This is a genomic window from Pseudomonas sp. TH49 (genome assembly GCF_016650625.1).
GTDB lineage: Bacteria > Pseudomonadota > Gammaproteobacteria > Pseudomonadales > Pseudomonadaceae > Aquipseudomonas > Aquipseudomonas fluorescens_H.
The window spans coordinates 1988105-2003299 of sequence record NZ_JAEKFL010000001.1; the positions used below are offsets into that span (position 1 = coordinate 1988105).

Consider the following 15195-nt stretch of genomic DNA (forward strand, 5'->3'; position numbering starts at 1 on the left):
AGCCATTGATGACTGAATCGAACGACACGCCTCTCCAGACGGAAGAGGGCGACGAGCGCCAACACCGCCGCATCAAGAGTTTCGTGATGCGCGCCGGGCGCATGACCGAAGGCCAGCAACGTGGTCTGGATCAGGGCGCGCCGCTGTACGTGCTGCCGCTGGCCGACGCGCCGGTGGATTACGATCAGGTGTTCGGCCGCTCGGCGCCGCGCTCGCTGGAGATCGGTTTCGGCATGGGTCACTCGCTGCTGGAAATGGCCGCGGCGGCGCCGGATCAGGACTTCATCGGTGTGGAAGTGCACCGTCCGGGTGTCGGTGCGCTGCTCAACGGCGTGCTGACTCAGGGCCTGACCAACCTGCGGGTCTACGATTGCGATGCGATCGAAGTGCTCAACCGCTGCATCGCCGACAACAGCCTCGATCGCCTGATGCTGTTCTTCCCGGATCCATGGCACAAGAGCCGTCACCACAAGCGTCGTATCGTTCAGGCGTCCTTCGCCGAACTGGTGCGCAGCAAGCTGAAGGTTGGCGGCATCCTGCACATGGCCACCGACTGGGAGCCGTACGCCGAGTACATGCTGGAAGTGATGAACGTCGCCCCGGGCTACCGCAACCTCGCCGAAGACGGCAAGTGCGTACCACGCCCGGCTGAACGCCCGATCACCAAGTTCGAACGCCGCGGCGAACGTCTTGGGCATGGCGTGTGGGATCTGAAGTTCGAGAAAATCTCCTAAGCATCACGCAAAACCCAATGTGGGAGCGGGCTTGTTCGCGAAAGCAGTGGATCAATCAACGTTGATGTTGACTGATCCGACGCCTTCGCGAGCAAGCCCGCTCCCACAGTTGTTTTGTGTGCTCAGAAATTACAGGGTGGAAAGAAATCGAGCCGGCACCTGTTCTGTAAGCCAGACACCGTTTTCGGCCTGATAGAACTTGAAGCCCTGTTCTTCCATTTGTCGTGCGGCGACTTTCAGAATCACCACGGTACCGTAGCGCTGCCCGACCGCCGTAGCGGTGTCGATGTCTTGGGAAAGGTGCACGTGATGGCGTGATCCCGGGATCAGGCCTTGTTCTTTGATTGACTCAAGAAAGCGCGTCGCCGTGCCGTGATACAGCATTTGCGGGGGCTGTTTCTGCTCAAACTGCAGATCCACGCTTTTCGTTGAATGGCCCTGAACCGCACGAATCAGTTGGCCGTCCTCGGAAATCGAGAAGCGCTTTTTGTCGCTACTTGTAACGACTGCTTCAATCAGTTCGCGATCCAGTTTACGCCCGTCACGCGCAGCGCCGCTGATCAGTGCGTCGATATTCGCCCAGCCTTCAGAATCCAGCGTCAGACCAACCGCCTGAGGTTCATGGCGCAACACGAAGCTGAGAAATTTGCTTGTCTCGTCCAACAGTTTTTTGCTCATGAACGTCCCTGTCATTGCGATCAACTGTGGGAGCGGGCTTGCTCGCGAAAGCGGAGAATCATTCAACGTTGATGTTGACTGATCCGACGCCTTCGCGAGCAAGCCCGCTCCCACAGTTGTTTTGGGGGGGTATTGGATTCAGCGGCGGTCGGCGACTACGCCGATAAGGACGAGGACCACCAGCAGCACCGGCGCCAGGCTGTAGTTGTTGAACTGGCTCAGGCCCTTGACCACCCACGGTGTGGCGTAGATCAGTGCGGCGCCGCTGCCGATCACGCACAGCAGGGCCATCAGCGGTACGCGCAGGGCGCCGGCGATGCTGCCAAGGCGTTGTTCGACCCAGCCTTTGAAGTCGGCGCCGAACAGCACCAGCAGGCAGCCCACCAGCGCCAGGGCGATTTCCGAGAGGTTGCTGCGGCTCCAGCGGGACACGGTGGCGAGCAGATCGAGTATCAAATCCATGCGGTTTTCCTTAGGGCGGCCGTGGGGCTCAGCTCAGAAATTTCTGCAGCAAGTCGTTGAGAAACAGTTGTCCGCGCTCGGTGGCCGCCAGACGTGACGGTTCGACCTGCATCAGGCCGCTTTGTTCGGCCTCGCGGCGGTGTTCGGCGAGACTTTCCAGCGGCAGGCCGGTGCGCTCGGGATACAGGTGCGATTCCACCCCGGCCGTCAGGCGCAAAGCGTTCATCAGGAACTCGAACGGCATCTCGTCGTTGGTCAGGGCTTTCTCGCCGGCCTGGAAGCTCTTGGCCGGGTTGAGATAGTCCTTCGGCAGGCGTGTCTTCCAGGTGCGGACGATGCGCCCGTCCGGGTGGCTGAGCTTGCCGTGGGCGCCGGCACCGATGCCGATGAAGTCGCCGAAACTCCAGTAATTGAGGTTATGCCGCGCCGGGCGCCCAGGCTGCGCGTAGGCCGAGACTTCGTATTGCGCGTAACCGTGCGCGGCCAGCAGCGCTTGCCCGGCTTCCTGAATGTCCCACAGCGTGTCGTCTTCCGGCAGCACCGGCGGCTGGTTCCAGAACACCGTGTTCGGCTCCAGTGTCAGCTGATACCACGAGATGTGCGTCGGTTTCAGTTCGATGGCCTGGCGCAGGTCGCTCAAGGCATCGTCCAGCGACTGATCCGGCAAGCCGTGCATCAAGTCGAGGTTGAAGTTATCGAACCCGGCCTGGCGCGCCATACCCGCCGCGCGTACCGCTTCGTCACCGTTGTGGATACGTCCGAGGGCTTCGAGTTTCTGCTGCTGGAAGCTCTGGATGCCGATCGACAGGCGATTGATCCCCAGCTTGCGGTACGCAACGAACTTCTCTTGCTCGAAGGTGCCGGGATTGGCTTCCAGGGTGATCTCGATATCGTGGGCGAACGGGATGCGCTGCTCGACGCCTTTGAGCAAGCGCCCGAGCGCTTCGGCGCTGAACAGACTCGGCGTACCGCCACCGAAGAAGATCGAACTGATCTGACGGCCGTACACCGCGTGCAGATCCTGATCGAGATCGGCCAGCAACGCGTCGACGTATTCCTGTTCCGGCAGCACTGGGCTGGCGGTGTGCGAGTTGAAATCGCAATACGGACATTTGCGCACACACCACGGGATGTGGATGTACAGCGCCAGGGGCGGCAGCGTTGGCAGCGGCGCCCGCGGCGAAGAGGCGGCGCCGCCGATGATCAGCGACGACGCGGAGGGGGTATCGGTCATTTCAGGCCCAGACGCTGGCGCAGCAGATCCATTGCACGGGCGCGGTGGCTGATCCGGTTCTTGTCGGCCGGGCTCAGTTCGGCGCTGGACAGGTCACGCTCCGGCACCCAGAACAGCGGGTCATAGCCGAAACCGTGCTCGCCGCTGGCGGCGGTCAGGATGCGTCCGTGCCACAGACCTTCGCAGAGAATCGGCAATGGATCATCGGCGTGACGCACCAGTGCCAGCACGCAGACGAACTGCGCGCCGCGCTCGGCTTCCGGCACATCTTTGAGGGCGTCGAGCAGTTTGGCGTTGTTCGCCGCATCGCCATTGCCGTCGGCATACCGCGCCGAGTAGATGCCCGGTGCACCGCCGAGGAAATCCACCGCCAGACCGGAATCATCGGCCAGCGCCGGCAGGCCGGAGATGCGTGCGGCATTGCGCGCCTTGAGGATCGCGTTCTCGACGAACGACAGGCCGGTTTCTTCCGGCTCGACCTTGCTCCATTCGCCGATCGAGCGCAGTTGCACCGAGTCGCCGAGCATGGCCTGGAGTTCCTTGAGTTTGCCGGCGTTATGGCTGGCCAGTACGAGCTGCTTGATGTTCATCATTCGCCGGGAAAGAGTTCTTGGTTGAAATTGATGGTGTTGATCTTGTCGCCCGTCTGCACCTTGATTTCAAAGGTGCGGGTTTCCTGTTGTTCCACCGGGTACTGGGCGATGTAGTAGATCGCGCCCTGTTCGGACACCTGACGGAAATTCAGCCTCACGCTCTGGCTGGTCAGGTCCTTGACTGTGCCGGTGACGTTGGCGCTCAGCGGTTTGCCGTCCTTGATCACCGAGACATTGATCACGCCCTGATTGTTGCTGCGGATCAGCTTCGCTGCCTCGGCGATGTCCGGCTGCAGGTAGGTGGAGTTGAAGGTGTTGTAGTGCACCGTCACGTCGCCGAAGGTTTCCTGGCGCTCGCTTTTGATGATGTCCGCCGCCATGGCGCTGGCGCTCAGGCAGGCGGTCAGTAACAACAGGGCTAGACGACCCATGATCGTTCTCCTCGAAATGTCGTGGTTCAGACCGCGACCCGATGATCTGCAAGCACCGGGCTGCTGACGCGGTAGATACCGATCTCACCTAACAGATTAGGCCATAGCTTACTGGCCCACCCGTGACGGTGCTGTTGATCCACGGCAAGCCGATCAATGACCTTCGCATCACGTTCGCGACAAAGTTCTTCAAAATCTTCGAAGGTGCAGAAGTGAATGTTCGGCGTGTTGTACCAGGTGTACGGCAGAAACTCGGAGACCGGCATCCGGCCCTTGCTTGCCAGATACCAGCGGCAGCGCCAGTGGCCGAAGTTGGGGAAGGTGATGATGCACTGACGACCGACCCGCAGCATTTCGTCGAGGATCTTGTCCGGGTAATGCACGGCTTGCAGGGCCTGGGTCATGACGACGATGTCGAAACTGTTGCTGGCGAAGTTGCCCAGCCCCTTGTCCAGGTCCTGCTCGATGACGTTGATGCCCTTGGCCACGCACTCGGCGATGTTGTCGGCGTCGTTTTCCAGGCCATAACCGGTGACGTTCTTGTTGTCGCGCAGCCAGGTCAGCAACTCGCCGTCGCCGCAACCGAGGTCGAGCACGCGGCTGCCGGCGGGGATCCATTCCTGGATGATTTCCAGATCAGCTCTCATGGCTTGTTCACACCGTAATTCGGTTCATGTAATTGCCGAACGCCTGCAAATAGCGCGGGATCGGAATCAGGAAGGCGTCGTGGCCCTGTGGCGCGTCGATTTCCAGGTAGCTGACGTCTTTGCGTGCCGCCATCAGCGCGTCCACCAGCTCCCGCGAGCGGGCCGGGGAGAAGCGCCAGTCGGTGGTAAACGACATCACACAGAACTTGGCGGTGGCGTTTTCGAAAGTTTTCGCCAGGTTATCGTCGAAGTTCGCCGCCGGATCGAAGTAGTCCAGTGCCTTGGTCATCAACAGGTAAGTGTTGGCATCGAAACGCCCGGAGAATTCTTCACCCTGATAGCGCAGGTAGCTTTCGACCTGGAACTCGACGCTGTGGAAGTCGTAGTTGAGCTTTTCGCTCTTCAGGCCGCGGCCGAATTTCTCGCCCATCGAGTCGTCGGACAGGTAGGTGATGTGCCCGACCATCCGCGCCAGCATCAGCCCGCGCTTGGGGATCACGCCCGCTTCCTGGAACGAACCGCCGTGGAACTCCGGGTCGGTAAGGATCGCCTGGCGCGCCACTTCGTTGAAGGCGATGTTCTGCGCCGACAGCTTGGGGGCCGAGGCGATCGCCAGACAGTGGCGCACGCGATCCGGGTAAGTGATGGTCCATTGCAACGCCTGCATGCCGCCGAGGCTGCCGCCGATGACGGCGGCGAACTGACGAATGCCGAGCAGGTCAGCCAGACGCGCCTGACTGTGCACCCAGTCTTCGACGGTGAGCACCGGGAAATCGGCGCCGAACGGCTTGCCGGTCTCCGGGTTGATACTGCTCGGGCCGGTGGAGCCGTTGCAGCCGCCCAGATTGTTCAGGCTGACCACGAAGAACTTGTTGGTGTCGATCGGTTTGCCGGGGCCGATGCAACTGTCCCACCAACCGGGCTTGCGGTCGTCGGGGCTGTGATAGCCGGCAGCGTGATGGTGACCAGACAAGGCGTGGCAGATCAGCACGGCGTTGCTCGCCTGTGCGTTCAGCGTGCCGTAGGTTTCGTAGATCAGGTCGTAGGCAGGCAGCGAACGGCCACAGGCCAGAGCCAGAGGTTCACTGAAGTGCGCCGTTTGCGGCGTCACCAGACCAACAGAATCGGGGGGAAAGGCAGCTGGCATCGACCCTGCTCTCGTTGAAATGAGGCGTAAGTCTAAAGAGCATGGGGGTTAGCGGCAAGCAACGATCGGGCCTGATCGTTGATTGAGCGAAGTCCCTGTGGTGAGGGGATTTATCCCCGATGGCTGCGTAGCAGCCCTGTAATCTTTGGCCGTGCAGAGAGAATGAGGTTGGCAGCAACAAGGGGGCCGCTTCGCGACCCATCGGGGATAAATCCCCTCACCACAGTGGATCAGGCTGGACGCACCAGTCCGGGCAACTCCGGCAGCTTCTTCGGCGCACAGATCTTCACCCGTTTCTGCCGGTTCAACTCGCCGCTGAGCAAGCTGACCTGGCTCTTGGACACCCCAAACGCCTTGGCCAGAAAGCCCATCAGATACGCATTGGCCTTGCCCTCGACCGGCGGCGCGGTGAGGCGGATCTTCATGCGGTCACCGTGCAGCCCGGCGAAATCATCGCTACGGGCTGCCGGTTGCAGGTGACATTCGAGGATCAGATCGTCGCCGTCCCAGCGAAACCAGCTCACATCAGCAGGCGCAGGATGTCCGGCATCATGGTCATTGCCGCCAGATTGTTGATCACCAGCATGTCGATCAGCTTCAGCGCCAGAAAGGCGAAGATCGGCGACAGGTCGAGACCGCCGAGGTTCGGCAGGATGCGGCGGAACGGTGCCAGCGCCGGCTCGCAGATCTGGTTCACCAGTTCAGCGCCCGGGTTGTGGCTGCCCGGGGCGACCCACGACAGGATCACGCTGATGATCAGGGCGAAGAAGAAAATCTTCAGGAACAGCGCGGTGACGCCGATGATCGACCAGATAAACAGTTGCAGCGGGTTGCCGGTGGTGCCGTAGGTCAGCAGCAGGGTCAGGGCCATCAGCGCCAGCTGCACCAGAATCGCCAGCACCAGCGACGACATGTCGAGGCCGAAGATGCTCGGGATGATCCGGCGCAGTGGTTTGAGCAGCGGCTGGGTAGCCTTGACCACGAATTGGCACAGCGGGTTGTAGAAGTTCGCGCGCACCAGTTGCAGGACGAAGCGCAGCAGCACGATCAACAGGTACAGGCTGCCGAGGGTTTGCAGCACGTAAACCGCTGCAGTGTTCAATCCAATCATGTAAGGCTCCTTATTTGCCCAGTTGTTCGGCCATTTCGGCCGAGCGGTGCGCGGCGGCGCCGAGTGCTTTTTCCACCAGGGCTTCGAAGCCGTTAGCCTGGAATGATTTGATCGCGGCCTCTGTGGTGCCATTTGGCGAGGTCACGCGGCGGCGCAGTTCGGCAGCGTCAACATCGCTGGATACCGCCATGTGCGCGGCGCCCAGAGCCGTTTGCAGGGTCAGTTGCTCGGCGATTTGCTTTGGCAGGCCGAGTTTGACGCCAGCGGCGGTCATCGCTTCGATCAGCAGGAAGAAGTACGCCGGGCCGGAACCGGAGACGGCGGTCACCGCATCGAGTTGCTGCTCTTCGTCCAGCCACAGCGCGATACCCACGGCGGACAGCAGCTCTTCAGCCTGTTGACGCTGTTCGGCGGTCACTTCGCTGGTGGCGTACAAGCCGCTGACGCCCTGACGTAGCAGCGCCGGGGTGTTCGGCATGCAGCGCACGATGGGTTGCTCGCCGAGCCATGCAGTCATGCTCGCGCAAGTGATGCCGGCGGCGATCGACACCACCAGTTGCTGCGGTTTCAGGCTTGGGCGGATGGCTTCGCACACGGCTTTCATCGCCTGTGGCTTGACCGCCAGCACGATCACGTCGACGCCATCGATGGCCTGGGCGTTGTCGGCGAAGGTTTCGATGCCGTGTTCGGCGCTGACGCGTTTGCGCGTCTCTTCGCCCGGATCGCTGGCGCGGATGTGGCTGGCTTGCAGACCCTTGGCCCGCAGGCCGCCGATCAGGCTGGCGGCCATGTTGCCGGCACCGATAAAGGCAATGCGTGTGTTGCTCATGTCAGGTCCTTTTTCAGATGGCTGTCGGTCATTGCTGACCGTAATCTCTGGCGCCAAACAGCGCGGTACCGATCCGCACCCACGTGGCGCCTTGGGCGATGGCCGACTCGAGGTCGTGGCTCATGCCCATGGAAAGTGTGTCGAGCGGCAGATTCAGGCTGGCCTGCAAACGTTGCACGGCAGCAAAAGCGGCATCCTGTTCGGCGCGATCTTCGGTCGGCTCGGGAATCGCCATCAGCCCGCGCAGTTTCAGCCGGGGCAGGGCGCTGATGGCCTCGGCCAGCGCCGGCAGGTCGGCCGGGGTGCAGCCGGACTTGCTGGCTTCACCACTGACGTTGACCTGAATGCAGATGTTCAGCGGCGGCAGCTCGGCCGGGCGCTGTTCGGACAGGCGTTGGGCGATTTTCAGGCGATCCACGGAGTGCACCCAGTCGAAATGCTCGGCGATGGCGCGAGTCTTGTTCGATTGAATGGGGCCGATGAAGTGCCAGATCAAGGGCAGGTCGGCCAGTTCGAGCTGTTTGCCCAGGGCTTCCTGCAGATAGTTCTCGCCAAAGTCACGCAGGCCGGCGGCGTAGGCTTCACGCAGGTCCTGCGCCGGCTTGGTCTTGCTCACGGCCAGCAACTGGATGCTGTGTTCATCGCGGTTTGCAGCTTTGGCCGCTGCCTGGATACGCGAACTAACCTGAAGAATGTTGTCTGCTATCGTGGACATCAAGAGGCGCCGGCGGTCTGAAGGTTCGCGGCATTCTACTGGAATTGAGGGACGCTATGGATATCACTGAACTGCTGGCGTTCAGCGCCAAACAGGGCGCTTCCGACCTGCACCTGTCGGCCGGTCTGCCGCCGATGATCCGCGTCGATGGCGATGTGCGGCGGATCAATCTGCCGGCGCTGGATCACAAACAAGTGCACGAATTGATCTACGACATCATGAATGACACCCAGCGGGTCGACTTCGAGAAACACCTGGAAACGGATTTCTCGTTCGAAGTCCCCGGCGTCGCGCGCTTTCGGGTCAATGCGTTCAATCAGAACCGTGGCGCTGGCGCGGTGTTTCGCACCATTCCCTCGAAAGTGCTGAGCATGGAAGACCTCGGCATGGGCGATGTCTTTCGCAAGATCACCGATGCGCCGCGCGGGCTGGTGCTGGTGACCGGGCCGACTGGGTCCGGCAAATCCACCACGTTGGCGGCGATGATCGACTACCTCAACACCCATCGTCACCACCACATCCTCACCATCGAAGACCCGATCGAGTTCGTCCACGAATCGCGTAAATGCCTGATCAATCAGCGCGAAGTCCATCGCGATACCCGCAGCTTCGCCACGGCGTTGCGCTCGGCGCTGCGCGAAGACCCGGATGTGATTCTGGTGGGCGAGATGCGCGACCTGGAAACCATTCGCCTGGCCCTGACCGCTGCCGAGACCGGGCATCTGGTGTTCGGCACGCTGCACACGACGTCAGCCGCCAAGACCATCGACCGTATTGTCGATGTGTTCCCGGGCGACGAGAAGTCCATGGTGCGTTCGATGCTGTCCGAGTCATTGCTGGCGGTGGTGTCGCAGACCCTGATCAAGAAGATCGGCGGCGGACGGGTGGCAGCGCACGAGATCATGCTGGGAACGTCGGCAATCCGTAACCTGATACGCGAGGACAAGGTGGCGCAGATGTATTCGGCGATTCAGACCGGCGGGTCGTTGGGGATGCAGACACTCGACATGTGCCTGAAGGAGCTGGTGACCAAGGGCCTGATCAGCCGCGAGCATGCGCGGGAGAAGGCGCGTACGCCGGATAATTTCTGAGAGAGGCTTGTGTTGCTTTCACTGGCCTCTTCGCGAGCAAGCCCGCTCCCACATTGGATCTGTGTCGTTCACAAATCAAATGTGGGAGCGGGCTTGCTCGCGAAGGGGTCAGTACTGCTTGAACAGATTCTGGATCAGTCAGCTCAGCGCTGAACCACGCGCATCTGCTTGCCGGCCGGTTCTTTCGGCAACACACGCTTGGCAACCACGTAATGCTGTTCCCAGTACGGCTTGTTCAGCGTATCGATGCTCACCGCTTTGCCACGGCGTGGGGCGTGGATGAAGCGGTCGTTGCCCAGGTAGATGGCAACGTGGTTGACCCGACGGCTCTTGATGTTGAAGAAAATCAGGTCGCCCGGTTTCAGATCCTTGCGTTCGACTTTCTCGCCATGACCGCTGGCCATCGCGTTGGACGTACGTGGCAGGTTGAACGTGGCGTCGTTGAACGCATATTTCACCAGACCACTGCAATCGAACCCTTTACTTGGGCTGCTGCCGCCCCAACGATAAGGAGTACCAAGGACGTTCACCGCACGGCTCAGGACGTTGCTGCTTTCCTTGTTGGCCATCGGTGGCACCAGCTTGCCGTGATGCTTGCTGGCGAGGGTGGTGTGTTTCGTTTGTTTGCTGCTCTTGCTCGAAGGAGCCGAAGCATGGGATTTAGGGGTGAAACCGTTAACGTTGGGAAGACGTTGCTCACGATTGGTGGCGTGGGCGGCCAGTGGCATTAATAGGCAAATAGTTAGCCATGTCTTGAAAAATGGTCGCATTAGGCGTGGCTCTTATGTGGTAGCGCGCAACTTTATAACAGCTTTTTCGTCCCTTCCGAGGCCGTTGGTCGATTCCATCTGAGGGCAACGGAACCAAACAAGCGGCAAATGGACGCAATTGTCGGACAGAAGTCCGGTGCTATAAGGCTTTGACGGACGACACGGTAACATTTGCCGTACGTCGGCCACATGTAAAAAAGTCACAAAGAATTAAAGAAAATTTATCTATTGGGTGAATCGAGGTCTTCATGAACCGCTATCAGCAGGTTGCTGCACCGCAGGATACGCACAGCAAAATCATCGGGTATCTGCTGTGGATTTTTGGTTTCACCGGCGCGCACCGCTTCTATTACGGCAAGCCGGTGACCGGGACGATCTGGTTCTTCACCTTCGGTCTGCTGGGTATTGGCTGGCTGATCGACGTGTTTCTGATCCCGGCGATGGATCGCGAGGCGGATCTGCGTTTCACCGCAGGACCGATCGAATACAACGTGGCGTGGATTCTGCTGACCTTCCTGGGCGTATTCGGCGTGCACCGGATGTACCAGGGCAAGTGGATCAGCGGGTTGCTGTATCTGCTGACCGGCGGGTTGTTCTTTGTCGGCGTGTTGTATGACTTCTGGACCCTGAATGATCAGGTGTCGGTGCGTAACGCGCAGAACCGCGGCGCCTTCCAGTAACCTGTGGCGAGGGGATTTATCCCCGATGGGGCGCGTAGCGGCCCTAAAACATTCAACCGCGGAGGAACTGAATCACCGCGGTTGTAGATTGAGGGCTGCTGCGCAGCCCATCGGGGATAAATCCCCTCGCCACAATGTCCCTCAGCAGCCGGTTACGCCTGGTGGCTGATTCGCCCGTCCACCAGCGTATAGAGCACCACACCCGGCAAACTATGCCCAAGGAACGGGCAATTCTCGCCCTTCGACAGCCAGCCTTCGCCAGCCACGGTGGACGCCTTCGGGTCGAACAGCACGATATCCGCCGCGCCGCCCACCGCCAGTTTGCCCGCCGGCAGACGCAGCGCATCCGCAGGCCCGGCACTCAGGCGCGCCAGAAGGGTCGGCAGATCCAGCAAGCCATCCTCAACCAGCGTCATCGCCAGCGGCAACAGCAATTCAACACTGCTGATGCCCGGCTCGGTCGCGCCGAACGGTGCCAGTTTGGCGTCGCGCTCATGCGGTTGGTGATGGCTGGAAATCGCCGAAATCACCCCGGATTTCACCGCTTCGCGCAGGCCGTCGCGGTCGGCGCGGGTGCGCAGCGGCGGTTGCACGTGATACAGGCTGCTGAAGTCGATCAGCGCTTCATCGGTGAGGATCAGCTGATACAGGGCGACATCCGCCGTGACCTTCAAGCCACGGGCCTGCGCCTGGGCGATCAGGGCCACACCGCGCGCGCTGGTCAGTTGGCTGAAGTGCGCGCGCACGCCGGTCTGCTCGACCAGCAGGAGATCGCGAGCGAGGGCCACGGTTTCCGCGGTTTCCGGAATCCCCGGCAGACCGAGGAAACTGGCGACCGCACCTTCATGGGCCAGACCGCCATCCGCCAGATCGTGATCCTGCGAATTGAAAATCACCGTCAGGTCGAAGGTGGCTGCGTAGTCCAGCGCCCGGCACAGGGTGCGGGTGTTGCGGAAGCTCTCCAGACCGTTGCCGAACGCCACACAACCGGCGTCGCGCAGCGCCACCAGTTCGGCCAGTTGCTCGCCGTCCAGACCTTTGCTCAGCGCGCCAATCGGGAACACCTTGGTGTTGCCGGCCTCGCGGGCGCGGTCGAGGATCAGTTCGGCCACGGCCGAAGTGTCGAGCACCGGTTTGGTCTTCGGTGGGCAGCACAGGCTGGTCACGCCGCCGGCCGCAGCCGCGCGGGTTTCGCTGGCGATGCTGCCTTTGCGGCTGTAACCCGGTTCGCGCAGGGCCACGTTCAGGTCGACCAGGCCCGGTGCGGCGACCAGCCCGCTGGCGTCGATGGTTTCTACTGCGGTGAAACCGGCCGGTGCGGCGCCGAGGGCGACGATCTTGCAGGCTTCAACGTGGATGTCGGTGATTTGATCCAGGCCGCTGCTTGGATCGATGACGCGGGCGCCGAGAATGCTGAGCTTCACTGGGCGTTCTCCTGCTCGAATTGACGTTGCGCTGTTTGCCCGCTCATGGCCATCGACAGCACGGCCATGCGGATGGCGATGCCGTAGGTGACTTGATTGAGGATCACCGAGTGCGGGCCGTCGGCCACTGCGGACTCGATCTCTACCCCACGGTTGATCGGCCCCGGGTGCATGACGATGCAATCGGGTTTGGCCCCGGCCAGACGCGCGGTGGTCAGGCCGAACAGGCGGTAGAACTCGCCTTCGCTCGGCAGCAGGCCGCCAGTCATGCGCTCACGCTGCAGGCGCAGCATGATCACCACATCGACGTCCTTCAGGCCTTCGTTCATGTCGGTGTAGACCTTGACGCCGTACTGCTCGATACCGATCGGCAGCAGGGTCTTCGGCGCGATCACGCGGATGTCCGGGCAGCCGAGGGTCTTCAGCGCGAGCATGTTCGAACGCGCCACTCGCGAGTGCAGGATGTCGCCGACAATCGCCACCGAGAGGTTTTCGAAACCGCCCTTGTGCCGACGGATGGTGAGCATGTCGAGCATGCCCTGGGTCGGGTGCGCGTGACGGCCGTCGCCGCCGTTGATGATCGCTACTTGCGGGCAGACGTGTTCGGCGATGAAGTGTGCGGCGCCGGAGTCACCATGGCGTACCACGAACATGTCGGCGGCCATCGCTTCGAGGTTGCGCAGGGTGTCGAGCAGGGTTTCACCTTTGCTGGCCGACGAGGTCGACACGTTCAGGGTGATCACGTCCGCCGACAGCCGCTGGGCCGCCAGTTCGAAGGTGGTGCGGGTGCGGGTGGAGTTTTCGAAGAACACGTTGCACACGGTCTTGCCGCGCAGCAACGGGACCTTCTTCACCGCCCGTGCACCGACTTCGAGGAACGAGTCGGCAGTGTCGAGGATTTCCGTCAGCAACTCGCGGCGCAGGCCGTCGAGCGAGAGGAAGTGGCGCAGCTGGCCCTGATCATTGAGCTGCAGCGGGCGCTTGGTATCTAGAGGCGTCATCGCGAGGGGGACTCTCAATAAGGGCGGGTTAAGGATTCAGGTCTTGCAGTTCGAGCGTCAGCGGCTCCGGGCCGGACAGCTTGACGCGCTCGTTGGCGGCCAGCGACAGGGTCGCGCCGACCACGTTCGGGCGGATCGGCAGTTCGCCAGCGTCCAGGTCGAGCAGGCAGACCAGGGTCACGCTGGCCGGGCGGCCGTAGTCGAACAATTCGTTCATGGCGGCGCGGATGGTCCGGCCGCTCATCAGTACGTCATCGATCAGCACCAGATGCTGGCCTTCGATCTCGAAGGGCAGGGCCGACGGGCGCACTTGCGGGTGCAGGCCGTTCTGGCTGAAGTCGTCGCGGTAGAAGGAAACATCCAGCGTGCCCAGTGGCGCGTCGCTGGCCAATTCCTTGAGCAGGGCCTGCGCGACCCAGATGCCACCGGTGCGGATGCCGATGTAACGCGGTTCGCGGATATCACGCTGTGCCAGGTGCGCCTTGAGGCGGATCGCCATCTGACTGATCAGATCGGCGGGATTGGGCAGGCTCATGGTTGCTCCTTCTTGGGGCCGAGCCGCGTCCTTGGACGAGATTCGGGTTATCACTCAAAAGAAAAGCGCCGAAGCGCTTGTCAGGATTCAAACAATGCAGTGTTTTCGTCGAGCCAGCCTTGCAGCAGCAGGGCGGCGGCGATGGCGTCCACCGGGTTGTCGCGGTAACTGCCTTTCTGCCCGCCACGCACCAGTCGCACACCCTTGGCTTCAAAGGTGGTCAGGCGTTCGTCGTGGGTATAGAAGGGCACATTGAAGCGGCCATTGAGACGGCGAGCGAATTTCTCCGCGCGCAGGCACATCTCGCTGGGCGTGCCGTCCATGTTCAGCGGCAGGCCGACCACCACGGCGTCGGGTTTCCATTCCTTGAACAGCGCTTCGACCTGATTCCAGTCGGGCACGCCGTTCTGCGCTTTCAAGGTGCACAGCTCGCGGGCCTGGCCGGTAATCACCTGGCCGACCGCAACGCCGATCTGTTTGGTGCCGTAGTCGAAGCCGAGAATCAGGCGCAGGGCCATCAGGCGTGCCCCGCCTGACTGGTCAGCAGGCTGAGGTTGATCCCCAGGTGCCGGGCCGCCGCCTCAAGACGCAGTTCGCTGCTGGTGTTGAACAGGATGTCGGCGTCGTACGGGCAGGTCAGCCAGGCGTTGTCGGCCAGTTCGGCCTCCAGTTGCCCGGCTTCCCAACCGGCATAGCCGAGGGCAATCAGGCTTTTCGCCGGGCCCACGCCGTCGGCGATGGCGAACAGCACGTCCTGGGAGGTAGACAGCGCCAGATCACCGTCCAGCTCGACGGTGGCCTGAAAGGACTTGCCCGCCGGGTGCAGGACAAAACCGCGATCGGTCTGCACCGGGCCACCAATGAAGATCGGCACATGCTGGCACAGCGCTGGCGGGTCGATGTCCGGGCGCAATTGCTCGAGGATGTCAGCCAGATTCAGCTCTTGCGGTCGATTGACCACCAGCCCCATGGCGCCATTGGCCGTGTGCTCGACGATGTAGGTCAAGGTGTGGGCAAAGTTCGGGTCGGCCATGTGTGGCATGGCGATCAGGAAGTGATGCTTGAGGTAGCTGGGGCTGACGTTTTTCATGAGCGATAGTGTGGCGTTCAAGG

At 61.6% G+C, this 15195-nt stretch carries 20 protein-coding genes; 3 read left to right on the top strand and 17 right to left on the bottom strand.

The genetic code is table 11. The features are described from left to right. The first annotated feature begins 8 nt into the window (after positions 1–8). Complete coding sequence (gene trmB / locus JFU48_RS09000; protein ID WP_003229138.1) at positions 9–734, top strand: tRNA (guanosine(46)-N7)-methyltransferase TrmB; 726 nt, start codon at positions 9–11, stop codon at positions 732–734. A gap of 129 nt (positions 735–863) precedes the next feature. Here the strand turns inward: trmB and JFU48_RS09005 are convergent, their stop codons facing one another. The 11 genes from JFU48_RS09005 to JFU48_RS09055 form a co-directional block, all read right to left on the bottom strand. Then, the gene (locus JFU48_RS09005; protein WP_201136336.1) at positions 864–1412 is read right to left on the bottom strand and encodes an RNA 2'-phosphotransferase; all 549 of its coding nucleotides are present in this window, start codon (positions 1410–1412) and stop codon (positions 864–866) included. A 138-nt stretch (positions 1413–1550) separates the two neighbouring features. Further along, a complete protein-coding gene (locus JFU48_RS09010; RefSeq protein ID WP_003229134.1) occupies positions 1551–1874 on the bottom strand; it encodes a DUF3392 domain-containing protein in 324 nt (107 codons plus the stop codon). Between the two features lie 28 nt (positions 1875–1902). Further along, a complete protein-coding gene (gene hemW, locus JFU48_RS09015) occupies positions 1903–3108 on the bottom strand; it encodes a radical SAM family heme chaperone HemW (RefSeq protein ID WP_242486628.1) in 1206 nt (401 codons plus the stop codon). Next, complete coding sequence (gene rdgB, locus JFU48_RS09020; RefSeq protein ID WP_201136341.1) at positions 3105–3701, bottom strand: RdgB/HAM1 family non-canonical purine NTP pyrophosphatase; 597 nt, start codon at positions 3699–3701, stop codon at positions 3105–3107. The genes hemW and rdgB overlap by 4 nt, the downstream gene beginning before the upstream one ends. Then, on the bottom strand, positions 3698–4132 hold the full coding sequence (locus JFU48_RS09025) for a DUF4426 domain-containing protein (protein ID WP_201136342.1): 435 nt from the start codon (positions 4130–4132) through the stop codon (positions 3698–3700). The genes rdgB and JFU48_RS09025 overlap by 4 nt, the downstream gene beginning before the upstream one ends. A 26-nt stretch (positions 4133–4158) precedes the next feature. Continuing rightward, the gene (gene metW / locus JFU48_RS09030) at positions 4159–4779 is read right to left on the bottom strand and encodes a methionine biosynthesis protein MetW (protein ID WP_003229126.1); all 621 of its coding nucleotides are present in this window, start codon (positions 4777–4779) and stop codon (positions 4159–4161) included. Positions 4780–4786: 7 nt separating this feature from the next. Continuing rightward, positions 4787–5926 carry a homoserine O-succinyltransferase MetX gene (gene metX / locus JFU48_RS09035; RefSeq protein ID WP_003229124.1) on the bottom strand — a complete coding sequence of 380 codons (1140 nt, stop codon included), beginning with the start codon at positions 5924–5926 and terminating at the stop codon, positions 4787–4789. A 230-nt stretch (positions 5927–6156) separates the two neighbouring features. Further along, positions 6157–6450: a DUF167 family protein gene (locus JFU48_RS09040; RefSeq protein ID WP_201136344.1), complete on the bottom strand. Its 294-nt coding sequence runs from the start codon at positions 6448–6450 to the stop codon at positions 6157–6159. Continuing rightward, positions 6447–7037 carry a YggT family protein gene (locus JFU48_RS09045; RefSeq protein WP_003229120.1) on the bottom strand — a complete coding sequence of 197 codons (591 nt, stop codon included), beginning with the start codon at positions 7035–7037 and terminating at the stop codon, positions 6447–6449. The genes JFU48_RS09040 and JFU48_RS09045 overlap by 4 nt, the downstream gene beginning before the upstream one ends. A 10-nt stretch (positions 7038–7047) precedes the next feature. Further along, positions 7048–7866 (bottom strand): pyrroline-5-carboxylate reductase, encoded by an 819-nt coding sequence (gene proC / locus JFU48_RS09050; protein WP_201136345.1) that lies wholly within the window; start codon positions 7864–7866, stop codon positions 7048–7050. A gap of 28 nt (positions 7867–7894) precedes the next feature. Further along, entirely contained in the window at positions 7895–8581 is a 687-nt protein-coding gene (locus JFU48_RS09055) for a YggS family pyridoxal phosphate-dependent enzyme (protein ID WP_003229116.1), read from the bottom strand. 56 nt (positions 8582–8637) lie between these two features. Here JFU48_RS09055 and JFU48_RS09060 point away from each other — a divergent pair, with 56 nt between their 5' ends. Next, entirely contained in the window at positions 8638–9672 is a 1035-nt protein-coding gene (locus tag JFU48_RS09060; RefSeq protein WP_103485177.1) for a type IV pilus twitching motility protein PilT, read from the top strand. 143 nt (positions 9673–9815) lie between these two features. Here the strand turns inward: JFU48_RS09060 and JFU48_RS09065 are convergent, their stop codons facing one another. Further along, positions 9816–10442, bottom strand: a complete 627-nt coding sequence (locus JFU48_RS09065; protein ID WP_201136346.1) for a C40 family peptidase — start codon at positions 10440–10442, stop codon at positions 9816–9818. A gap of 248 nt (positions 10443–10690) precedes the next feature. On the opposite strand from JFU48_RS09065, the gene JFU48_RS09070 reads away from it, so the two are divergent. Then, on the top strand, positions 10691–11122 hold the full coding sequence (locus JFU48_RS09070) for an NINE protein (RefSeq protein ID WP_041063521.1): 432 nt from the start codon (positions 10691–10693) through the stop codon (positions 11120–11122). Between the two features lie 152 nt (positions 11123–11274). Here JFU48_RS09070 and JFU48_RS09075 read toward each other — a convergent pair whose 3' ends face one another. The 5 genes from JFU48_RS09075 to JFU48_RS09095 all read right to left on the bottom strand — a co-directional run bounded on the left by JFU48_RS09075 (position 11275) and on the right by JFU48_RS09095 (position 15172). After that, positions 11275–12546 (bottom strand): dihydroorotase, encoded by a 1272-nt coding sequence (locus JFU48_RS09075; protein ID WP_201136347.1) that lies wholly within the window; start codon positions 12544–12546, stop codon positions 11275–11277. Continuing rightward, positions 12543–13547: an aspartate carbamoyltransferase catalytic subunit gene (locus JFU48_RS09080; protein WP_003229107.1), complete on the bottom strand. Its 1005-nt coding sequence runs from the start codon at positions 13545–13547 to the stop codon at positions 12543–12545. The genes JFU48_RS09075 and JFU48_RS09080 overlap by 4 nt, the downstream gene beginning before the upstream one ends. Positions 13548–13575: 28 nt before the next feature. Then, complete coding sequence (gene pyrR, locus JFU48_RS09085; protein ID WP_003229104.1) at positions 13576–14082, bottom strand: bifunctional pyr operon transcriptional regulator/uracil phosphoribosyltransferase PyrR; 507 nt, start codon at positions 14080–14082, stop codon at positions 13576–13578. Positions 14083–14162: 80 nt separating this feature from the next. Further along, a complete protein-coding gene (ruvX, locus tag JFU48_RS09090; RefSeq protein WP_201136349.1) occupies positions 14163–14600 on the bottom strand; it encodes a Holliday junction resolvase RuvX in 438 nt (145 codons plus the stop codon). After that, positions 14600–15172: a YqgE/AlgH family protein gene (locus tag JFU48_RS09095; protein WP_201136352.1), complete on the bottom strand. Its 573-nt coding sequence runs from the start codon at positions 15170–15172 to the stop codon at positions 14600–14602. The genes ruvX and JFU48_RS09095 overlap by 1 nt, the downstream gene beginning before the upstream one ends. Positions 15173–15195 lie beyond the last annotated feature (23 nt).

Bases quoted from the DNA above. Each gene is read 5' to 3' on its own strand.
- trmB (WP_003229138.1), top strand. From the start codon at position 9: ATGACTGAATCGAACGACACGCCTCTCCAGACGGAAGAGGGCGACGAG.
- JFU48_RS09005 (WP_201136336.1), bottom strand. From the start codon at position 1,412: ATGAGCAAAAAACTGTTGGACGAGACAAGCAAATTTCTCAGCTTCGTG.
- JFU48_RS09010 (WP_003229134.1), bottom strand. From the start codon at position 1,874: ATGGATTTGATACTCGATCTGCTCGCCACCGTGTCCCGCTGGAGCCGC.
- hemW (WP_242486628.1), bottom strand. From the start codon at position 3,108: ATGACCGATACCCCCTCCGCGTCGTCGCTGATCATCGGCGGCGCCGCC.
- rdgB (WP_201136341.1), bottom strand. From the start codon at position 3,701: ATGATGAACATCAAGCAGCTCGTACTGGCCAGCCATAACGCCGGCAAA.
- JFU48_RS09025 (WP_201136342.1), bottom strand. From the start codon at position 4,132: ATGGGTCGTCTAGCCCTGTTGTTACTGACCGCCTGCCTGAGCGCCAGC.
- metW (WP_003229126.1), bottom strand. From the start codon at position 4,779: ATGAGAGCTGATCTGGAAATCATCCAGGAATGGATCCCCGCCGGCAGC.
- metX (WP_003229124.1), bottom strand. From the start codon at position 5,926: ATGCCAGCTGCCTTTCCCCCCGATTCTGTTGGTCTGGTGACGCCGCAA.
- JFU48_RS09045 (WP_003229120.1), bottom strand. From the start codon at position 7,037: ATGATTGGATTGAACACTGCAGCGGTTTACGTGCTGCAAACCCTCGGC.
- proC (WP_201136345.1), bottom strand. From the start codon at position 7,866: ATGAGCAACACACGCATTGCCTTTATCGGTGCCGGCAACATGGCCGCC.
- JFU48_RS09055 (WP_003229116.1), bottom strand. From the start codon at position 8,581: ATGTCCACGATAGCAGACAACATTCTTCAGGTTAGTTCGCGTATCCAG.
- JFU48_RS09060 (WP_103485177.1), top strand. From the start codon at position 8,638: ATGGATATCACTGAACTGCTGGCGTTCAGCGCCAAACAGGGCGCTTCC.
- JFU48_RS09065 (WP_201136346.1), bottom strand. From the start codon at position 10,442: ATGCGACCATTTTTCAAGACATGGCTAACTATTTGCCTATTAATGCCA.
- JFU48_RS09070 (WP_041063521.1), top strand. From the start codon at position 10,691: ATGAACCGCTATCAGCAGGTTGCTGCACCGCAGGATACGCACAGCAAA.
- JFU48_RS09080 (WP_003229107.1), bottom strand. From the start codon at position 13,547: ATGACGCCTCTAGATACCAAGCGCCCGCTGCAGCTCAATGATCAGGGC.
- pyrR (WP_003229104.1), bottom strand. From the start codon at position 14,082: ATGAGCCTGCCCAATCCCGCCGATCTGATCAGTCAGATGGCGATCCGC.
- ruvX (WP_201136349.1), bottom strand. From the start codon at position 14,600: ATGGCCCTGCGCCTGATTCTCGGCTTCGACTACGGCACCAAACAGATC.
- JFU48_RS09095 (WP_201136352.1), bottom strand. From the start codon at position 15,172: ATGAAAAACGTCAGCCCCAGCTACCTCAAGCATCACTTCCTGATCGCC.